Origin of the sequence: Limisphaera sp. VF-2 (assembly GCF_049537125.1) — a bacterium.
GTDB lineage: Bacteria > Verrucomicrobiota > Verrucomicrobiia > Limisphaerales > Limisphaeraceae > Limisphaera.
This window is the reverse complement of record NZ_JBMVQY010000001.1, coordinates 1,848,964-1,868,846: the sequence shown is the minus strand read 5'-3', so window position 1 is coordinate 1,868,846 and position 19,883 is coordinate 1,848,964. Positions and strand designations below refer to the sequence as shown.

Annotated in this window: 11 protein-coding genes and 1 riboswitch; of the genes, 2 read left to right on the top strand and 9 right to left on the bottom strand. The window is 65.6% G+C overall.

Annotated features, from left to right (window positions below):
- The first annotated feature begins 155 nt into the window (after nucleotides 1-155).
- Nucleotides 156-557: a hypothetical protein gene (locus ACPDIT_RS06620; RefSeq protein ID WP_423442387.1), complete on the top strand. Its 402-nt coding sequence runs from the start codon at nucleotides 156-158 to the stop codon at nucleotides 555-557.
- A 191-nt stretch (nucleotides 558-748) separates the two neighbouring features.
- On the opposite strand, the gene ACPDIT_RS06615 is transcribed toward ACPDIT_RS06620, so the two are convergent.
- Genes ACPDIT_RS06615 through ACPDIT_RS06600 form a run of 4 tightly spaced genes read right to left on the bottom strand, consistent with a single transcriptional unit; the run spans nucleotide 749 to nucleotide 5,418 of the window.
- Entirely contained in the window at nucleotides 749-2,002 is a 1,254-nt protein-coding gene (locus ACPDIT_RS06615; protein ID WP_423442386.1) for a hypothetical protein, read from the bottom strand.
- A 42-nt stretch (nucleotides 2,003-2,044) separates the two neighbouring features.
- Nucleotides 2,045-3,175, bottom strand: a complete 1,131-nt coding sequence (wecB, locus tag ACPDIT_RS06610; protein WP_423442385.1) for a non-hydrolyzing UDP-N-acetylglucosamine 2-epimerase — start codon at nucleotides 3,173-3,175, stop codon at nucleotides 2,045-2,047.
- Nucleotides 3,176-3,190: 15 nt separating this feature from the next.
- On the bottom strand, nucleotides 3,191-4,360 hold the full coding sequence (locus ACPDIT_RS06605; protein ID WP_423442384.1) for an NAD-dependent epimerase/dehydratase family protein: 1,170 nt from the start codon (nucleotides 4,358-4,360) through the stop codon (nucleotides 3,191-3,193).
- A gap of 29 nt (nucleotides 4,361-4,389) precedes the next feature.
- The gene (locus tag ACPDIT_RS06600) at nucleotides 4,390-5,418 is read right to left on the bottom strand and encodes a polysaccharide biosynthesis protein (protein ID WP_423442383.1); all 1,029 of its coding nucleotides are present in this window, start codon (nucleotides 5,416-5,418) and stop codon (nucleotides 4,390-4,392) included.
- A gap of 347 nt (nucleotides 5,419-5,765) precedes the next feature.
- Between ACPDIT_RS06600 and ACPDIT_RS06595 the strand changes: the two genes are divergently transcribed.
- Complete coding sequence (locus tag ACPDIT_RS06595) at nucleotides 5,766-7,238, top strand: family 16 glycoside hydrolase (RefSeq protein ID WP_423442382.1); 1,473 nt, start codon at nucleotides 5,766-5,768, stop codon at nucleotides 7,236-7,238.
- Nucleotides 7,239-7,908: 670 nt separating this feature from the next.
- On the opposite strand, the gene argS is transcribed toward ACPDIT_RS06595, so the two are convergent.
- The 5 genes from argS to ACPDIT_RS06570 all read right to left on the bottom strand — a co-directional run bounded on the left by argS (nucleotide 7,909) and on the right by ACPDIT_RS06570 (nucleotide 19,825).
- Entirely contained in the window at nucleotides 7,909-9,648 is a 1,740-nt protein-coding gene (gene argS / locus ACPDIT_RS06590; protein WP_423442381.1) for an arginine--tRNA ligase, read from the bottom strand.
- A gap of 99 nt (nucleotides 9,649-9,747) precedes the next feature.
- Nucleotides 9,748-10,215, bottom strand: a complete 468-nt coding sequence (locus ACPDIT_RS06585; protein WP_423442380.1) for a PTS sugar transporter subunit IIA — start codon at nucleotides 10,213-10,215, stop codon at nucleotides 9,748-9,750.
- 242 nt (nucleotides 10,216-10,457) lie between these two features.
- Nucleotides 10,458-12,566 (bottom strand): hypothetical protein, encoded by a 2,109-nt coding sequence (locus ACPDIT_RS06580; protein ID WP_423442379.1) that lies wholly within the window; start codon nucleotides 12,564-12,566, stop codon nucleotides 10,458-10,460.
- 4 nt (nucleotides 12,567-12,570) lie between these two features.
- The gene (locus ACPDIT_RS06575) at nucleotides 12,571-13,236 is read right to left on the bottom strand and encodes a PEP-CTERM sorting domain-containing protein (protein ID WP_423442378.1); all 666 of its coding nucleotides are present in this window, start codon (nucleotides 13,234-13,236) and stop codon (nucleotides 12,571-12,573) included.
- A 271-nt stretch (nucleotides 13,237-13,507) separates the two neighbouring features.
- Nucleotides 13,508-13,676: riboswitch (cobalamin riboswitch) on the bottom strand.
- A gap of 842 nt (nucleotides 13,677-14,518) precedes the next feature.
- A complete protein-coding gene (locus ACPDIT_RS06570) occupies nucleotides 14,519-19,825 on the bottom strand; it encodes a beta strand repeat-containing protein (RefSeq protein ID WP_423442377.1) in 5,307 nt (1,768 codons plus the stop codon).
- Nucleotides 19,826-19,883: the final 58 nt, after the last annotated feature.

Sequence of the window (19,883 nt, the reverse complement as noted above, 5' to 3'; positions counted from 1 at the left end):
GGGGCGAGTCCGAAAGCTCAAACACGCGCTTCCCAAGTTCCCGGCGAGGGCCCGCTTGACATTTCCCGGGAGCAGGCGCATAGGTAGAGCGGTTCGGGTGGAAACCGAGTGCACTCGATCGTCGAACGAGAAACTGCGACAAAGAAAGCTTCCCTATGAAAACCCGGTTCGTTCCCTGGACGTTTCTGTGTGTTGTGAGTTGGTTGGCGTGGACGGCTGCCTGTTGGAGCGCCGACAAGCCGGCAGTGGTGGGCAAGTGGAAATGGTCAATCGAGCGTGGTGGTCAGACGATCGAAACCACGCTGACCATCAAACAGGAGGGTGACAAACTCACCGGCACGGTCACCGGTCGCAACAACACGGAGACCCCGGTGCAGGATCTCAAGTTCGAGAAGGGCGAGTTGAGTTTCAAGGTCACGCGCGAATGGAACGGGCAGAAGATGGTGCTGTCGTACAAGGGCAAGCTGGAAGGCGATACCATCAAGGGCACCGTGGAGCGTGACCGGGACGGGGAGAAAACCACCCGGGATTGGGAAGCCAAACGGGTCAAGGAATAGACGGCTGGTCTTCGGTGCGGTTCCGGTGCCAGGGGGCCCCGGGTCCACTGACCCGGTTGCGGCGCCGGAGCAGCACCGAGGAAAGCCCGCCTCGGCTTCCCAATTTCAGCGGCCGCAGAATGTCTGCGGCCGTTTTGCTTTTCAGTGTGGACGGCGGCGCATCCATCCGCGCCGGGGACCCTCCGGTTTCATCAACCCGCCGGGAGTTCCGGGGCGGCGACCACATGCCGCCAATAGATCGGCAGCTGCGTCGTGGAGGACCAGAACTGCGTCTGACTCGCCACGGGTCCCAGGGCTCCGGCGCGAAATCGGGCCCAGAACCGCTCCAGAATCTGCGCCACGCCCTGAACGTCGTTCGGATGGCAACAACTGTCTCCGTACCCGGCCCGGGCCAGCACATCTGCCATTTCACTGCCGGGTGGCACCAACGCAAGAATGGGCCGGCGCGCGCCGAAGTAATCCACTATTTTGCTGGGCATGAAAAGGTCGTGTGCCGGCGCGACCACCAAGAGCAGGATCGGACTGCGCCGCACCTCTTCGAGGTAACCCTCGTAGTCCAGCAACCGGCCCTGCTCGAAGACCTCTCGGAGCTTCAGGGACTCGAGGAGGGCGTCGTGCTGCGGCAGCCATGGTCCGTGAACCCGAAACCGGGTGCAGCCACGGGCCTCCGGATGGAGTTGCAGGAACCGGGCCAGGCCGCGGAGAAAGGTTTCCGGACTCCGGGCCCCGCGCCAGTCGAAGGTTCCGAAATAGACGATACCGAACTCCGGGTGTACCGCGGGCGGGGGCAGCGCATCGAAGACCTCCGCGTCATAGAAGTAGGGCACATGAGCCGTGCGCGCCCGCGGCACCAGGCCCATTTGGACGTATGCTTCCAGGTTGGAGCACGCGGTGAAGACGACTCGTCCGACCATGTGCAGGGTTGTGCGCTCGAGATTCTCCAAGCGTCTGCGCCAGGCCCGCTGCAGGGGGGAGCGGCGTTTCACGCGCCACTGTTGGGGCGAAACGGGTTCCTGGTAATCGAACACCCAACGCCGGTCCACGGCCGGCGGATGCCGACCGGCCAGCAACATCGAGGCCGGCAGGACCATGGCCAGCGTGCGGTCCGCGGGGCCATGTTGCTCCAGCCTCCGCAGAACGCGTCGCACCCACCCGGCGCAGGCATCGGGAAACATCACGGCCGAGCAGGCGAGGACAACCGCGCGGAACAGGGCCGGATGCTTGCGTGCCCGCTGTTGCCAGCGCAGCACGGGGTCGTCCACCCGGTGGATTCGGAGCCGGGGATGGTGCAGGGTCTCCGCAGCGTTGTCGGGCAGGGCCAGGGAGCTGGTGAACACCTCCACTTCCCATCCCTGGGCCAGGGCGTGCCGGACCACGTAAAAGGGCCGCTTGGCGTTGGCGTGGGTGCTGGGCGGAAACGTGTGAGTCAGGACGTGGAGGCGCATGCAGGGGCCGGTCCGGCCGGCCATGGTGCGGAGCCCGCGGGCTCAATGTTTGTACCAGACGCGGCGGTTTACGTAGTCGGTGTAACTGAGGATGATCTTGGCCACCTTCCACGAGACATGATCGACCTGGTAATCCGGGGGGAGTCGGCAGGGCCCGAACTGTTCGAACAGGCGCACGGTGACTGCGACGCTTTCCACGATGTGGCGCGGATCCAGGCCGGTCATGATGACGGCGCCCTCGTCCATGCCTTCCGGGCGTTCGTGGGCTTCGCGGACGGTCACGGCGGGAAAGCCGAGGATGGAGGATTCTTCGGTGATGGTGCCGCTGTCGGAAAGGGTGCAGTAGGCTGATTTTTGGAGAGCCACGTAGTCGAAGAAGCCCAGCGGCGGCATCAGGCGCACCTCCGGCTGCAGTTTCAGTTTGCTTTGTTGCAAGCGTTGGCGGGTGCGCGGGTGACAGGAGAAGATGAGGGGGAACCGGTATTGACGGGCCAGGGCGTTGAGGGCACGGACCAACTGGCGCAGGTGCTGCGGGTCGTCGACGTTTTCCTCGCGGTGGAGGCTGACGACGAAGTATTGGCGGGGCGTGAGTCGGAGGCGTGCCAGCACGTCGCTGGTCTCGATGGCGGCCCGGTGATAGTCGAGCACTTCTTTCATGGGCGAACCGGTTTTGATCACCCGGTCCGGCGGCAGGCCCTCGGCCAGGAGATACCGACGCCCGTGTTCGGTGTAACAAAGGTTGATGTCGCTGACATGGTCCACGATGCGGCGGTTGATCTCCTCCGGCACCCGCAGGTCGAAACAGCGGTTGCCCGCCTCCATGTGGAACACGGGGATCTTGCGGCGTTTGGCGGGGATCACTGCCAGGCAACTGTTGGTGTCGCCCAGCACCAGCACCGCGTCCGGCTCCTCGCGGGCCAGGACGGCGTCGGCCCGGGCGATGGTGTTGCCGATGGTCTCGGCCGCCGTACGGCCGGCGGCGTTGAGATAATGTTTGGGGCGCGGCAGTCCCAGGTCGCGGAAAAAGATCTCGTTGAGCTCGTAATCGTAATTTTGGCCGGTGTGGACCAGGACATGCCGGGTGACTTCCTCCAGCACGGCGATGACCCGCGAGAGCCGGATCAGTTCCGGTCGCGTGCCCACGATGGTCATGACCTTGAGCGAACTGCGCATGGCAGGAGGCATGCCTCAGGCTTGCGAGGAGGGTTGGGGCGAGCGGTCGGTCGGGCCGGGGCCGGTGGCGAGGACCGGGTCCGGATGGGTATCGGGTCGGGCGGGGTCGAAGATTTCACTGGCCCAGAAAAGGGTGATCATGTCGGTGGTTCCCGTGTTTTCGATGGAGTGGGTGTACCCCGGCGGGATGTCCACCACGCGAATGTCCCGGTCGCTCACCTCGTACTCGAGGATTTCCGTGCCGTGCACGGGTCGGAGGCGAATGCGGCCCTGTCCCTGGATGACGCAGAATTTCTCGACCTTGGTATCGTGGTAGTGGTTGCCGCGGGTGACGCCGGGTCGGGTGAGCGAAACAAACACCTGACCGGCATGGGGAGATTTGATCAGCTCGAAGAGCCAGCCGCGGGGGTCGGTCTTCAACTCGACGGGACGGGCGAGGGTTGCCGGGTCGCAAAATGACAGATAGGTGGCGTGCAGGGCGCGGGTGAAGGGATCGGAAAGATCCGGCAGCCGTCCCTGGGCGGCCATGTCTCGAAACGCCACGATCCGGTCATGCAACTCGCCGAGCGTGACGGTGAACTCCGGCAGCACCTCGGGGCGGTGACAGACCGGCGGATGATCGGGTCGCAGAATCACGGTCTCGAAGCTGCGCACCACGTCGTCCACGTAAACCAGCCGCAGTCGATGGGCGCGGTCGCTGATTTGCACCGGGAGTCCGCGGCTGATCTGGTGGCAGAAGGTGGCCACGACCGTGTTATAGTGGGGCCGGCTCCACTTCCCGAAGACGTTGGGCAACCGATATACATACACGGCGGTCCCCACGCGGCGCTGGTATTCTTCGACGACCTGCTCGGCGGCGCGTTTGCTGCGGCCGTACGGGTTGTCCAGGGCCGCCTGGATGGAAGAGCTGAGCAACAGGACCGCACGCCGGCCGGCGCGTTCCAGGGCCCGACAAAGGCGCCGGGTCAACTCCACGTTCCCGGTCACAAACTCGCTCTCCTCCCGTGGCCGGTTGATCCCCGCCAGGTGCACCACCACGTCCGCCCGGGCAGCCAGTTCTTCCATGCGTTCGGGCGGTGCCGGAAGGTCGAACTCCAGGATTTCGAGAGCCGGCCGCCGCCGCAGGGCCGTCACCAGGTTGCGACCGATGAAACCCGCCGAGCCGGTGACCAGGACGGTTTTCATGGCGGAAAACCCAACCGCGGAGTCGGAGTTCAGACGCCGGCCAGCACCTCGCCGCGAAGCGCCGCCTGGATGTACGGCAGTTGCAACAGCATCTCCTTCAGCTCCGCGTCGGTCAGCCGGCGCGTGTTGGCCGAGGTGTAGTCCTCCATTTGGGCCACCTTGCGTTCCCCTTTCTCGAAGTACAGGGCGTAGTTCAGATCCCGTGTATCCGCCCGAATCCGGTAGTAGCGACCCAGGTCTTCGGCCCGGACCATTTCCTCGCGGTTCAGCAGGGTTTCGTGCTTCTTTTCGCCGTGGCGGGTCCCGATGATGCGGATTTCGTTGTCCGCTTCGAAAATCTCCAGGAGCACCCGGGCCAGCTGTCCGATCGTGGCTGCCGGGGCCTTTTGCACAAAGGTGTCTCCGGGCTGGCCGTGTTGAAAGGCGAACAGCACCAGGTCCACGGCATCGTCCAGGGACATCATGAAGCGCGTCATTTCAGGGTCGGTGATCGTGAGGGGCTTGCCGCTGCGAATCTGACTGACGAACAGGGGGATGACCGAACCGCGCGAGGCCATCACGTTGCCGTAGCGGGTCACACAGATCGTGGGCTTGCGATCCCCCAGCAGCCGCGCCTTGGCCACGGCCACTTTTTCCATCAGGGCCTTGGACATGCCCATGGCGTTGATGGGATAGACCGCCTTGTCCGTGCTGAGCACGATGACGTTTTTGACCCCCTCGGCGATGGCGGCATTCAGGGTGTTTTCCGTGCCGATGACGTTGGTGTAGACCGCCTCCATGGGGTAGAACTCACACGACGGTACCTGTTTGAGCGCCGCCGCATTGAACACGAAATCCACGCCGCGCATCGCGTTGTGGATGCTTTCATAGCTGCGCACATCGCCGATGTAGAACTTCAGTTTCGAGCTGCGCAGCTCATGGCGCATGTCGTCCTGCTTTTTTTCGTCCCGACTGAAGATGCGGATTTCTCCGATGTCGGTGTGCAGAAACCGGCGGACCACCGCGTTGCCAAAGGAACCGGTGCCACCCGTGATCAACAACGTCTTGCCTTTGAACATCTCCACTCAACTTGCGCCCGGGGAACGCCCGCGCCACGGTCCCGTCCCCTGGCCCACGCCGTGTTCGATCCCTGCGACCGCGGGGGACGACCCGGGGCTCGGTTCGCAGCGGCGCCCGAGAAGATTTCGGGGCCCATCGTGCCTCGCATGGTCAGGCGCGGGCCACGCAGTGGCAAGCGCAAAACCGGGGCGGGAACCAGCGGCTGCAGGACCGAGGGATTTTCGCAGCGTGCCGTCCTGTGCCGGCCCGGTCCCGGAACCGGATTCCACGGCCGGAGAGCTCGCGGGCGGGCGCGGCCGCGAGGCCGCGCTTGTTTTGCCCGGCAGGCCGGCGCAGACTGCGGCGCATGAAACGAAGGGGAACCCTGTGGCGCTGCGCGCTGGTCCTCGGCGCAGCCACCGCCGTGGTCGGGGCGGCGGAATGGATTGACCTGTTCGACGGCCGCACGCTGGACGGTTGGCGCGCCAGCGAGAATCCCGCCACCTTCCGCGTTACCGGCGGCGCCATCGTCGCCCACGGTCCCCGGGCACATCTCTTTTACGTCGGTCGCCGGCCGGAGGACGCGGATTTCAAGAACTTTGAATTCGAGGCCGAAGTACGTGCCGCCCCCGGGGCCAATTCCGGGATCTACTTCCACACCGCCTGGCAGGAAACCGGATGGCCCGCTCGGGGTTTCGAGGTCCAAATCAACAACTCGGCCCGCCTACACAACAATTACCTGGAGTTGAAAAAGACCGGCAGCCTGTACGGGCTGCGCAACATCTACAAACAGTTGGTGGCCGACGACACCTGGTTCCGCCTGCGGATCACCGTGCAGGTGCCCCGCGTGCAGGTCCATCTCAACGACCAGTTGCTGGTCGATTACGTCGAGCCGGATCCCCCTGCGGCCCCCGGAAGCCGGCCCGGCCGACGGCTGGGGCGCGGCACCTTCGCCCTGCAGGGACACGATCCGGAGAGCCGGGTTGAGTTTCGGCGCATCCGTGTTCGCCGTCTCCCGGACGAGCCGCCTGCAGCCGTGGAACGTCCCCGGGTGGATGACACCTGGCGGCAGATGATCGAGCTGGGCATGGCCAACTTTCCGCTGGTGGATTTCCACGCCCATCTGAAAGGCGGGGTGACCCTGGAGGAGGTCCTGGTTCACATGCGACGAACCGGGATGAACTATGGTCTGGCGGCCAATTGCGGCGTGGGCTTTGACATCACCAACGATGCGGGGGCCGAGGCCTACCTGACTTCGCTGCGCGGTGCACCAGTCTTCGTCGGCATGCAAGCCGAGGGGCGCGAATGGGTCCGCCTGTTTTCCCCCGGTACCGTGGCCAGGTTTGACTACGTGTTCACCGACGCGATGACCCTGACCGATCCCCAGGGCCGGCGTGTCCGGTTCTGGATTCCCGAAGAGGTGCACATCGGCGACAAACAGGCGTTCATGGACCACCTGGTGAACACCATCGTGCGCATCCTGGAGACCGAGCCGATCGACTTCTACGCCAATCCCACCTACCTGCCGGACGTGCTGGCGGCGGAATACGACACCCTGTGGACACCCGAGCGCAAGCGCCGTGTGATCGAGGCGGCGGCGCGCAATGGGGTCGCCATTGAGATCAACAGCCGACTCGAGCTTCCCAAACCGGATTTCATCCGCCAGGCCAAAGCGGCCGGAGTGAAGTTCACCCTCGGCACCAACAACCCGGATCGGCAGATCCTCCCCAACACCTACGGGCTGCGCATGGTGCGGGAATGCGGTTTGGGCTGGCAGGATATGTGGATGCCCAAACCCGACGGAGAAAAGCCCGTGCAACGCCGCGGGTTCCCCCGATAGGCGCTGAGCCTGCGAAACGTTGTGCGCTCCCGGTCGAAGCGCACCCATGGGGCGCTGTCGATCGCATGAGGCGGGCTCGCCGCTCGCGGCGGCTTCAGGGCCGCGGATGAAACACGGTGGCAAGATTTCCAGTCGGCACCGGCCGAGCCGGGGCGCCCTGCCAGCCACGCTGCCGGAGTTGCATGGGTTGGCGCCTGCGACTGCGGAGCAAAGGCGTGAACGCTTTTGAAGCAGAGCCCCGCCGACCGGAACGCCTCGAGATCGCAGGCAAGTGGCGCATGCAGCGCCAGCAAGCGTTTTCCAACGGGCTCAGGGGCGTGGTGGGCCCGAGGGATCCGGGCGCCGTGCCACCAAGACGGCTGATCGAAGGCATGCAGTCGCAGCCAGAATCACAACCCTCGCGGCGCCCGGACTCCGCAGGGTCCGGCGAAAAGCGGGACGGGTGTGGTCGGGAAAGTGGCCGGCATCGCGGCGATCTGGTGGGCACAGGCAACGACCCGGCGCAGAGCCCCGCACGAGTTGGACCGTCGACCAACTCTGCGCCCAGATTCCTGCGAAGGTGCAACGATCAGCTCCAGGTAACCAGCGCAGCGGCAGCGGGATTTCCGGGCGCGGAACCGGAGGTCTCCGCCATGGGGTCGGACGGTCAACGGGTGGAAACACCCCCGGTTCACATCTGCTCCAGCACTTCCACCCCCAGGGCATCCAGTCCCAGGCGCAGCACGCGGGCGGTTACCTCGCACAAGTAGAGTCGATGGGTCCGTTCCGGCTCGGGGGCCTTGAGCACCGGACAGGTCTCATAGAAGCGAGTGAATCGCCCCGCCAACTCGAACAGGTAGTTGCACAGGTAATTGGGCCGGTAATCCTCGGCCACGGCCTCCAGCACCAGACCGAAATCGAGCAGGTGCCGGCCCAGGGCCAGTTCCTCGGGGGTTTGGAGGCGGAAACCTTGAGCCACGGCGGCGCGGGCGGTTTCGGGGCTCAGGCCGCCCTTGCGGAAGATGCTGGCGATGCGGGCATACGCGTATTGGAGGTAGGGAGCGGTATTGCCGGTCAACGAGAGCATCCTCTCCCAACTGAAGACGTAGTCGCTCTGTCGGTTGGAAAGGAGGTCGGCGTATTTGACCGCGCCCAGACCAACGACGCGAGCGATGCGCCGGCGCAGGTCTTCCGGAAGGTCGGGCTGTTTGGCGCTGACCACTTGGAGCGCACGTTCCTCGGCTTCATCCAGCAGGTCCGCCAGCTTCACGGTCTCTCCGGAACGCGTTTTGAAGGGCCTGCCATCTTCGCCCAGGATTGAGCCGAACCAGACGTGGACCAGTTTCACGCCGGCGGCCTCGGGGCGCCACTTGCGGAACGCGGCGAACACCTGACGGAAGTGCAATTGCTGGCGCCCGTCGGTCACGTAGAGGATTTCGTCCGGGTGCCAGGTTTCGATGCGGTAGGCCAGGGTGGCGAGGTCGGTGGTGGCGTAATTGAAGGCACCGTCGCTTTTCTGGATGATCAGCGGGGTGTCCTTGAGATCCGGGAGGTCGTCAAAAAAGATCACCTTGGCGCCCTCGCTTTCGCGGGCCAGACCGAGCCGGACCAGCTCGTCCACCATGGCTTGGAGGCGGGGGTGATAAAAGCTTTCGCCCAGGGTGTAGTCGAAACGAACGCCCAACCGCTCGTAGATGCGATCGAATTCGGCCCGGGAACGGGCGGTCATTTCCTGCCAGATCGCCCGGTTTTCGGGATCGCCGGCTTGCAACCGCACCAGCTCTCGTCGGGCGGCTTCCATCATGGCGGGGTCCTCCTGGCAGGCGGCATGCACCGTTTTGTAAAGCCGCTCCATTTCGGAGATCGGGTCCCGCGCCAGGTTGTCCGGATCGAGGAACCGTTTCCATCCCAGCAGGAGCATGCCGAACTGGGTGCCCCAGTCCCCCAGGTGATTGTCCGTGATGACGCGATGGCCCAGCTGCCGGAACACGCGCGCAAGGCAGTCGCCCAGGATGGTGGACCGGATATGGCCCACGTGCATGGGCTTGGCGACGTTGGGCGAGCTGAAGTCGATGACGATGGTGCGCGGCTGCGCGGCCCGGTTCACGAAGGGCAGCTCCTCTTCCGCCGCGGCCGCCACGGCATCGGCCACGGCTTGGGGCCGCAACCGGAAGTTGACGAATCCGGGGCCGGCCACCTCCACGGTTTCACACAAGTCCTGTGCTTCCAACCGGGCCAGGACCTCGGAAGCCAGTTGACGCGGGTTGGTTCGGCGCGCCTTGGCCAGCGCCATCAAGGCCGTGGCCTGGTAATCGCCGAATTTGGGATCGGGACACGGCCGCACCTGCACCGATTGCAGATCCGCCTCCGGACAAACGGCCGCCACGGCGGCGCGGAGACGGTCTTGCAGGATGGAAGAAGGCAACTGCATGGAGCCAGAAAGAGGTTCGGTCACCAGGGCAGACAGTCCCGGCGGGATGCGCGGACCGACCGGTCCTTTCCCAGCGCCCCGGCCGAGGTTCGTATCGAATCACTTCTTGCCGCAGTGCTGTCGGATCAACGCCATCATGGTTTCGGCATCCGGCGCCTCCTCGAGGGCCTTGCGGAAGTCGGCCTTGTGCAGGAGCTTGGCGATGTTGGCCAGGGTGTGGAGATGTTTCTGGAACTGTCCCTGCGGCACCAGGAAGAGCATGACCAACTTGACCGGTTGGTTGTCCAACGCCTCGAAATCCACGCCGTGGCGGGATCGGCCAAGGGCGCCCACCACTTCATGAATCAGCTCAGTGGAGGCGTGAGGGATGCCGATGCCGAAGCCAATCCCGGTGCTCATGGACTGTTCGCGGCGGCGCACGACCTGGGCGATGGCTTCGCGGTCTTCGCTGCGAATCTTGCCCGCCGCCACCAACACGCCGAGCAACTCGTCAATGGCCTGCCAGCGATCCCGCGCTTGCAAGTCCGTGACGATCTGCTCCTTGCTCAAGATGTCAGCCAGATCCATAACCGTGGCAATCAGTCGGTGCATTTGGCCCGAAGATCGGGGCCTTGGCAAGGGTGAATTCGTCTCCGGCCGGGCTGCTCGGAGCCCGATGCGGAAAGGTGGCGGGGTCGACGTCGGGTCCGGACCCGTTTCGTCGATGTCATGAGGGGTCCTGCCCAGAAGACCGCACGGAGACCCCGTGCCCGGGCGCCCGCCAAGGGGTGGCCACTGGAGACGCGGATCGCCCGGCAAGGTTCGCGCCATTACCGGCGGCTCAGCCGCAACCGATAGAAACCCGCCTCGGCCGGAGCCAGTGCATCCTGCCATCGCACCCGCGTGGCCTGGGGAAGGATCTCGTCGCGCACCACCGTCCAATCGCGCCAGTCCGTGGTGCGTTCCAGAACGTGTCGCCACCCCGGCACCGAAACGAACTCGAACCACTGTCCCCCGGGGGTTTGGGTGATTTGCAGCACCGGCCGCGAAATGCGAACCACGACCAGCGTCACCGGCGAGGTAAGCCCCGAAACCACAACCGCCGGCGGCGCGGTTTCGAAAAGGAAATCAAGGCGCGTCCAAACCCCTCCCGGGGTCTCCTGGCCCCAGACGTCCAAATCGCGTCCGTCCTCCGAGCATCCTGCCGGCAACCGCACGCGCGCTTCGGCCTCCGAAACGAGCGGGGTGTCGGGAGAGAAGGGCTGCAAGGCAAGGTGCACTCGAGCCACCTCACAACCGGAATCCGGTGCAGGACCCGGTTCTGGTGGAGCCGGCGCGGTGCTCACCCACACCGGCTGATTCAATGCGAGCAGCCGAATCTGCACGGCCCACCGTGCCGGGTCGTGGGGGGATTGAAACCACAGATCGGCCCGACCTTCAGCCACGTTCCGGGGAAGCATCCACAAGCCCTCCCCGACCGTGAGGGGACGCACCCGCGTGATGGCGTCCACTTCGCCCCCGGCGCGGTCCGGCGCACGGCCCTCGATCCTGACGTAGCGAACCGCGGGAAATCCCGAGGGAGTCAGATCGAATCCGGTGCCGCCGGCCGATCGGCCGTAAAGTTTCATGACGTCAGTGGCCAACCAACCCCCGTTGGTCCAGAGCTCCGAAAGGGCAGGGTTCACCGGCAGGGTGCAATCCGTTGGCTCCGGGCTCCACCGCCCGGCGTCGCGGTCCCACAGGTAAGCCTGAGTGGGAAATGCCGTGTCGGCAAAAGGCCCGGACTCATACGTGTACCACGACCAGGTGTCCGGATCGTCCTCGCGTTCGTTCGGGGCCCCCGTATAACCGGGGCTGACCGACACCAGGAGTGGCTCGGCAAACAAGGTACCCGTCAACCGGAGCGCCGCGAGGCTGTTTTCGTCGGACACCGCGCGGTCGGCCACGTAAAACGCGTTCCCGAAAACGAGGAAGTCCAGGCCAAACGGATGCGCCGGATCATTGGTCAATGGCGGGTCGAACTCTGCGATCAGATGGCAGCCATCGGGAAACGTCAGCAGCAAGGGGGAACCCTCTGGTGCGTCCCGATGAAAAGGTGCTTCGACCACGCTCGCGCGCCGCATGGACTCACGGCCCGAGAAAACGGCCCATAGATCGTGAAACCAACGGGTCGGCGGGCCCAGGACGGCCGTCGGATCGTCATAGGGCGATGCGCCGAAAGGACCATGGGCCTGCAGCAAACGGGTTGTGTAAGGACGGACCGGCCCGGGCGCGGCCGCGGCGGGAAACGACGGGTCTGTCGATTGAGTCGCGTCCCAGACCAGTGCCACCCAGGTACCATCGCGCAGTTCGCACTCCTCCAGCGCGGGTCCTACGGGGATCCAGTCGCCGGAGACAGGCATGTGCCCAAAGCCTCCCTGGCCGCCGGCTTCGCGCCAGACGTGCCACGTATGGAGAGCATCTGCAGGTGCGTACCAATCGCCCGGTTCCAGCGGTTGGAGGTTCTGCAGCTCCGTCGTCGTAACCGACACAGGCCCGGCAACAAAGGCCTCGGGCAACAGCCATCGCTGCGGCCCGCGCAGGCCGAACCGCTCGTTCCGGTTTGCGTCCAGCCCTACGGCGCGCACCACCGTCGCACCTGCAACTTCGGCCGCGGTCAGTATGAACAACCGACGGTCCGTTTGCAGAACGGCGTGAACGAGGTCCGCGGCGGTTGCCGTGCCGTTCCAGCGAAAGCCCCATGCCCATGCGACAGCGACCGGCCGCGACAAGTTTGTGCCGGACGAAACCGGGGCAGGCACGGGCCACGCAACGACCAAGGCCGCCCGGTTCGTGCCCGTGCCTGCCCACACTGCCAGTTCGTCCAGGCTCAAAGCCAGCGCAACCGGCGCCCATGCGAGCACCGGCACGGAGAGGAACACTCGAACCAGGTTTTGCACTGCATCAGGCAGGCTGACGCCGCGCCCAGGCCAGCAAGCCTCCGCCCAAGAGGAACAGGACCCACCCTGTGGGCTCCGGCACTGGCGCCGGCGCGGGCGTGCCGGGAGGTTGACCGGCGAAGCCCGGGGCGAACCGCCACCCGTCCCACACGCCGTCGCTCAAGACCCGGTCGGCCGCGCCCACCATGGACGAGGCCCACGGGTCGTCGGCCGTGCTCTTCGTGTAGTAAGCCCAGAAGCCGTTGTTCCAGCCCTCCCGCCAGTGGTCGGCCGGATCGTCCGCCGTGCGGGCGTCGTTGGGGCTCAGACTCCATGCAACGCCGTCGGCGTCAAAGCCCGGGGCTGGCGTCACCGAGAAGATACCGTTGTCGTTTCGGTCGTAACCAAGGCCGAACACGGCGGTGCCCCAGGCGTATTGGCCCAGGTGCGCAAACAACCGTGCGTCCGCGCGGACCACGGCCACCAGCATGTCGAGGCCGGAGGCCTGGCCGTTCCATTGATAACCCCACAACAGCGACTCCGGTCCCAAGCCATCGGCCCAATCGATGACCAGGGCCGCGCGATTGGTCCCGGTGCCCACCCAAAACTGCACCTCGTCAAACGTGGCGCCTGCACTGTTCACCCCCAGCAGCCCCGCACAGGCGGCGCTGCCCCATCGTAGAAGCAACATTCGTTTCTGCATGTTCCGGTCCCTGGTTATGGCCGTGCGGGAGGCGTGGCCCCCGCACTGCCGGGTTTGCCAAGACGAGACCAGAACCGGGCAAGGCGCTTGCCGCGGGCACGGTTTCCCAACAACAAACGCCTTCCTCCGGCAAACGACGAAGGAAGGCGTTCTTGAGAAAACGGTGCTGCTCGGAGCCGCGGACGTGCCGTCGGCCCCGACATCGGACTGGCCTCATCCTTCTCTTTTGCGGAGAAGTGGATCCCGCTCCGGGCGGAATCCCGACGAGCACAGGCCAATCGGTCTCCTGACTCCGGGCTGCAAACCGTACTCCCGCCTTCCCACGCCGATACGCGCAGTGGCCTTTGGGAGCTTGTCACCCGTTACAGTGGCGCAACCGTCCCCGACTTACACGGGGTTCCCATCACATTGGCCTGTGGAATTCGCGACCGCGGCCGGCAAAGGGGCGCGCGGCTTCTCTCAAAGAGCGCCGCCCTTGTAGGCGCATTTGTCATGGCTGTCAAGCGCGGCCGCAAGGCCCGCGCCCGGCCCGGCGCAGCTCAGGTTTTCGACATGCCCAAGAAGTTACCGGAGTTTGGAACGTCCCCGGCACGGGAAGGCCGGGGAAAAAGGACGCTGCCCGGAGGTCCTTGAATCCGGGACTCGCAACAGAAAACGTGTCTGCCACTGACTCCAGATCGCAGGGGCCATTTCACGTGCTGAAGGCGCATCCCATCCAGATTCTGGCCCGACGGGCAGCCATGACGCGTGCCCGGGGGCGCAACCATTGACCCGACATCGAGGCAAAGCGGTTACCGAGCGTGCTGCTCTGAGCTGTCGCATCTCCGCCCCGTCGACGCGGGTTCGCGGCACGCCGAAGGGGCGAAACCTGCCCGACGTCTTTTGAGTTGGGTGGCCATTGGGTCTGCCAGGGATTCCCGAGAAACGGTCGTGAGTCGGCACGGTCGGTTCACACCGGGAATCCGGAACGGGCCTGCCGGGCGCAGCGGTGCTGTTCAACCTTCGGCTCCTTCGGTGAAGGACCCCGGGCCTGTCCACGTTGTGTGCAGTTTGCCAGGTGATTCCCCACACAGGCTTCGTCGGGTGCCCCGGCAAAACTGCCGGAGCCCCATCGTGGGACGGGAAGGCCGATCTCGTCCGGCGGTTTTACGTGGGTTCTCGGGATCAGAGCTCAGCAGCTCGCCGCTGCGCCGACCCAGTAAGAAGACAGGGGACGAGGCCGTGGAGCCCGTCCCCTGTCCCGGGGTTCAGAGCCAGGACGCAGTTGCGCCTATGGATAAACCAGGCGGTAGAAGACGTTCGTCCTGGAGGCGTCCGGTACGATCAGCACACGATTGGTGTTCTGCGAGCCCGGCACCGGGTACCACTGATCCGAGGCGGTGATGCTGACGGCATTGCTTTGCAGCGTCCACCCGGTGCGATCGGCGGGCCAGGAGAGTTCGAGCTGCCCGGCAGTGAGCACCGCCGTGATGTTGGTGGGCGTGGTGTTCACACTGGGCTCTGCTCCGCTGAGCAGGCGGATGGTGCCGTCCACCGCCAACATGTTCGTCCAGACATATTGAATCGAACCGTCCACGTTCTGGAACGGCAGGTTGATGGCGCCGAAGTTCTCCGCCGGGACCGGCTTGCTGAACAGCTGGAACACGTCGCCGGTCTGCAGGTTGTTGGTGTCCAGTTGGCTCACGTTCAGAGTGACGCCGGGCTGGATGGTGATGTTGTTGAAAGCCAGCCGGTCGCTCTGGGGCCCGGCCGAGCGGCTGATCCTGAAGTTGAGCGTGCCACCCACGGTCAGATCGCCATCCACCGTGAGGGTCCCGTGGGCGTTGGGGAATCCCGGCTGGATCGAGCCGGCCCAACTGATCTGCACGTTGCCCCGGATGGTGCCATTGCCCTGCAGCGACTGTTCGGCCGCCGAGCCCACGTCCAACAAACGGTCGCTCCGTCCGGTGACATCCAACACGCCCGGCGCCACCACCGTGATCACCGGCGAATACCCGATGGAGCCGTCGCCGCTTTCGGGTGCTGCGGCGAGGGCCAGGACACCATTGCTGATGGTGGTGTTGCCCGTGTAACTGCTGGCGCCCGTCAGCGTCCACTTGCCGCTCCCCACTTTGACCACGTGCACCACGTCCAGAATGGTGCCGGCAAAGGTGGCATCGGTGTTGAGCCCGCCCACCACCATGGTCATGGTCTGACCGGGGGAGCCGCCGCCGCCGGAGGCAGCTCGAATTGTGGCCATGGGACCGCCCGAGATGTCGCCGAAGGGAATGATCGAGTTGGCCGCGGCACGGGAGTACATGCTTACGTTATCCGCCAGGTACACCCTCGCGTTCGGGAACCCGCCGGCCGTGGCCACGCGGAAGTCGAACCCGGACGGTGCCGGATTGACGGCGTTGGTGATCACATTCAGGCGGCCGTGGAAGTTGGTCCAGTTGCCGGCAATGTCTCCGCGCACGTAGTTGACGCCGAGGTTGACCGTGCCTTCACCAGAAACGGTGCTGCTCCACGTAAACCGGCCGGGCAACCAGAACGTGATCTCCTGCCCCGCCGGCACATGGACCGGCACGCCGAAGTTTCCGGAGGCCACGGCTCCGGACAGATCGTTCACAGTGGCCGCAGCCAACTCGACCACATTGGTACCCACGGCGGTCAAGGTGCCGGTCCCGAACGCGTTCCCGTTGACGCTCACGAAACCATCGACCGCCGGACTGGTGGGGGGCGGGACCAACGTGACGTAGGTATTGCTCAGGAGCGTGCCGCCGCTGTAGGTGTTCGGACCGCCCACGGTGCTGATTCGGTTGCTCGGGCCGGCAAAGACGAGACTGCCGGTCCCTTCAACGAGGTTGGTCAGCGTATAGACCGGCGGCCGATGGACCGCGAGTCGGCCGGGGGCCTCCACGGTGATCCTGCCCGTTCCAAGTTGACCGGAATCGTTGACCCCGTCACCCAACTGCAGAGTACCCCCCGTAATCCAGGTGCGGCCGTAGGCATTGGCCTCACTGGTCAGGACCAGAGTACCAGGGCCGAGCTGGGCCAGGGTGCCATCGGCGCCGACCACGGCCACGGCGTTGGTGATGGTGTCACTCCGGCTGAAGGCCAAGGTGCCGCCGTTGGTCAGGGTCACCGTGCCGGCAGTCCCCAGGGTGCCCGTCAGGCCACCCGCGCCCACTTGCAACGTACCGCCGTTGACCAAAGTGCTGCCGGACCAGTTGTTGTTGGCTGCCAAGACCACCCGGCCCGGGCCGAGCACCGTCACGTTGCCGGAGCCGGTGATGCTGCCGGCGTTGGTCACCACGCCATCGCGATGGAAGACGAGGCTCCCCTGGAGATTGACAGGCCCGGTGCCGAGCGAACCCGTGCTGCCGCCGTCACCCACTTCCACTTGCGCACCCGGGGCGACGGTGGTTGTGCCGGCATAGCTGTTGTCGCCCGTCAAGACCACGGTGCCGGATTCCACAACGACAGAGCCGGCGCCGCGGATGGGGGAGGCCACCGTGCGGCGGTCCGGCAGATTGTAAACCAGGCTGGCGTTGTTGGAGATCGCGCCGGTCCCCAGACTGCCGCCCGCCGTGCCGTTGCCGACACGCAAGGTGCCGGCCTCGATGCGCGTGGATCCGGTATAGTCGTTCTCCGTCAGGACGGTGAGCGTGCCCGAGCCGCGCTTGGTCAGCGAGGCCAGGCCGGTCAGCCTGCCCGACCCTTGGAAGGTGTAGTCCGTGGCGGCGTCCACGATCGCCTCGGCGGGCGAGAGGCTGCCCACGAGGTTGACGCTGCTGTTCGCTGCGCCGGTCGCGTTGAAGAGCACGCTGTCCCCGTTCAGGAACACGTCCGCGTTACCGTTGTTCAACCAGTTGGCCGTGGTATTGACGTCCCAGGCGTTGTTGTTCAGCCCGCCCCGCCAGACCAGTTGCAGGGCCTGACCCGTGATGGTGAGGTCGATGGCCTTGGCCCCCGGATCGTGCACGAGCGACGGCACCAGACGAGAAGGCGGGTAGCCCGCGAGGGTCAGATTGGCGGTGGTGCCGCTCAGGGTGCCGCCGTAGGTGATGAGGCGGTAGGAGCCCACGGGCAGGGCTTCCAGTAATCGCACGGCGACCGTGTTTTGGCCGCTGAGATTCAGGTTGCCGCCCACAGTGAGGCGGTCCGAGGCAGTCGTGGAGAGGTCCATCTCCAGCGTGGCGCCACCGGCAAGAGCCAGGTCGCCGGCAAAGGTGAGCGTCCCGACACTGTCGCCGGGGCTGATTGTGCTCCCGTTGCCGGCAGTGACATGGCCGCGGATCTCGCCGCTGCCGGTGAGGGTCTGACCGGCGTTGAGGGTGTAGCCGGTGGTGCCCACGTCGAACGCGGCTCCATTGGCCACCGTGATCAGGGGCGTTGTGGCCAGGGCGCCGCCGGGAGCCACTTCCAGCGTACCGGCCTCGATGCGGGTCGGCCCGGTCCGGTTATCAATCGCCGCCAGGCGAACGGTCCCCGCGCCACTCTTCACCAATGCTCCGGGGCCGGTCACAGGCGTGCCCAGGGTCAAGGTCGTCCCTGCCTCGGGTGCAATCGTGCCGCCCCCGGCGGCGAACGTGAGGCCCCGGTTCGCATCATCGAGAGCGAAACTGCCGGTGGGGCGCAGGATGCCGCCATCGAAGGTCAATTGATCCGGCGTGAAGCTGGCCGGGGCGGAACCCAGGAACGACTCCCCTCCGAGAAGAAGGACGCCGCTCTCGAGAATGGTTCGTCCGGTGAAGGTGTTGGCCCCGGTAAGTCCCACGTTACCCTGGCCGCTGATGCGCAGCGGTCCGGGGCCGGAGATTACATTGGCCACCGTAAGCGTGGCACCGGCATCGGCACTCAAAACGCCACCGGCCGGGTCCAGCCAAATGCCGCGGTTGGCATGGCTCAACGTCTGATCTTGCAGGGCGCGCAGGCCGCCACCGGCCAGGGTCAATTGATTGGCGGCAAACGAGGCGGGATTGGGTCCGAGCGCGGCCTCGTTGGTCACGCTGAGGAAGCCCTGACGGACAATCGTTCGGCCCGTGTAGGGATTGGCACCGCCCAGCGGAGCGAGCACCAGTGTGCCCGAGCCGCGTTGCTCGACGTTGCCCGGACCGTCGATGAGGTTGGTGACGACCAGCAGATCGCTGCGTCCAAAAGCCAGCGTGGCATAGTTGGTGATCACCGGCGTCCGGCCGGGCTTGCCGCTGGTGCCGCTGCCGAACTGCAATACGCCGTTGCTGACCACGGTGATGCCGTTGTACTCGATGGTGGGACCGTTCAGGATCCACGTGCCGGTGCCCTCCTTGATAATGCCGATGCCATTGGCCACGCCGGGGGCGGCAAAGTTGCCACTGAAGGAGGCGTCGGTGTTCAGACCGCCCACGCGCAGGATCATGGGCAGCGAGCTGCCGGCGCCGGCGCCGGTGCTGTTGGCAAAGATGTTGGCAATGCCGGGTACGTCGGCCGCCAGCTCGCCGAAGGCGACCACATTCCCGCTGGCGCCGTTGTTGTAGATGTTGACGATGTTCGCATTGATCCCGTTGGTGGTGATGTACACGCGCGCGCCGGCCCAGCCTCCGTTGACCACAAAGTCATCAGTGAACCGCAGGTCGCCGGCCTGCCGCGGCGTGGCGGCCACGACCACGCGGCCGGTAAACCCGCCCCAGTTGCCGCCCAAGTTGTCGCGGACAAAGTCCACGAAGAGGTTCAACGTTCCGCCGCCGTGCACGTTGCCGCTGAAGGCGGGGAAGGCCCGCGGCGACAGGTAAAGAGTGCCGGTCTGGCCGGGCTCGATGACCAGGTCGTTGGGCAGGCCCGACACGGTGGGCGTGGTGCTCGGGTTGCTGCCGGGGACGGCGGCCAGGTAGCTGCGCAATGCGCCGCCGCGGAAAATGACCGGTCCGCCCGCTGCGCCGCCCAGGGCCACGCTGTTCACCGGGTTATAACTGTCGTTCCGGGCCGTGGGCCCCAGTTGCAACATGCCGTTGCTGATGATGGTCCCACCGCTGATCTGGTTCACCCCTGCCAGAGGACCGTCCGGCACGGGGCTCAACACCAGGGTCCCCGGTCCGTCCTTCACCAGCGTGTTCGTGGCGATCACGTTGGCGTTGATCGTGGCGATACCCCAACCCGTGATGAGGTTGGCCCGGTCGCCCGTGGCCAGGTGGACACTTACAAGGCTGTACGGCGACGCGTTGTTGCTGAGCACCAGGGGATACCCGACGTTGTCGATCTGCCAGTGCCCCACCGTGCTCGGATCCGTGTCCTGAAAAATCAGGTGCCCGATCACCACCGGCTGGTCCCCTTGCCCGGCCGCGGCACTGACCGAAATGGCGGCATTGTTGGCGGGGTCGGCCTGGAAGGTCGCGGTTTGATCCGGACCGAATGCCACCAGGCCATTCAACCAGTTGCCCGGGTCGTTCCAGAACCCCCCGGCGCCGCTGATCCAAGTGCCGCTTTGCGCCTGGGCCATCAGATGCGCCGTCGTCGTCCACAGCAACCCCGTCAGGGCCGCATATCGCCACCAGTGCTTCGATACCGCTCGACCGTGGAAGAGGGAGGCTGAAGAAGTCCTGCGTCCGCGCTCGTTCATAGGACCTTTCCTGGGTTGACAGCAGTCCGTGTCCGAATCGCCGCGAGCGTAACAGATC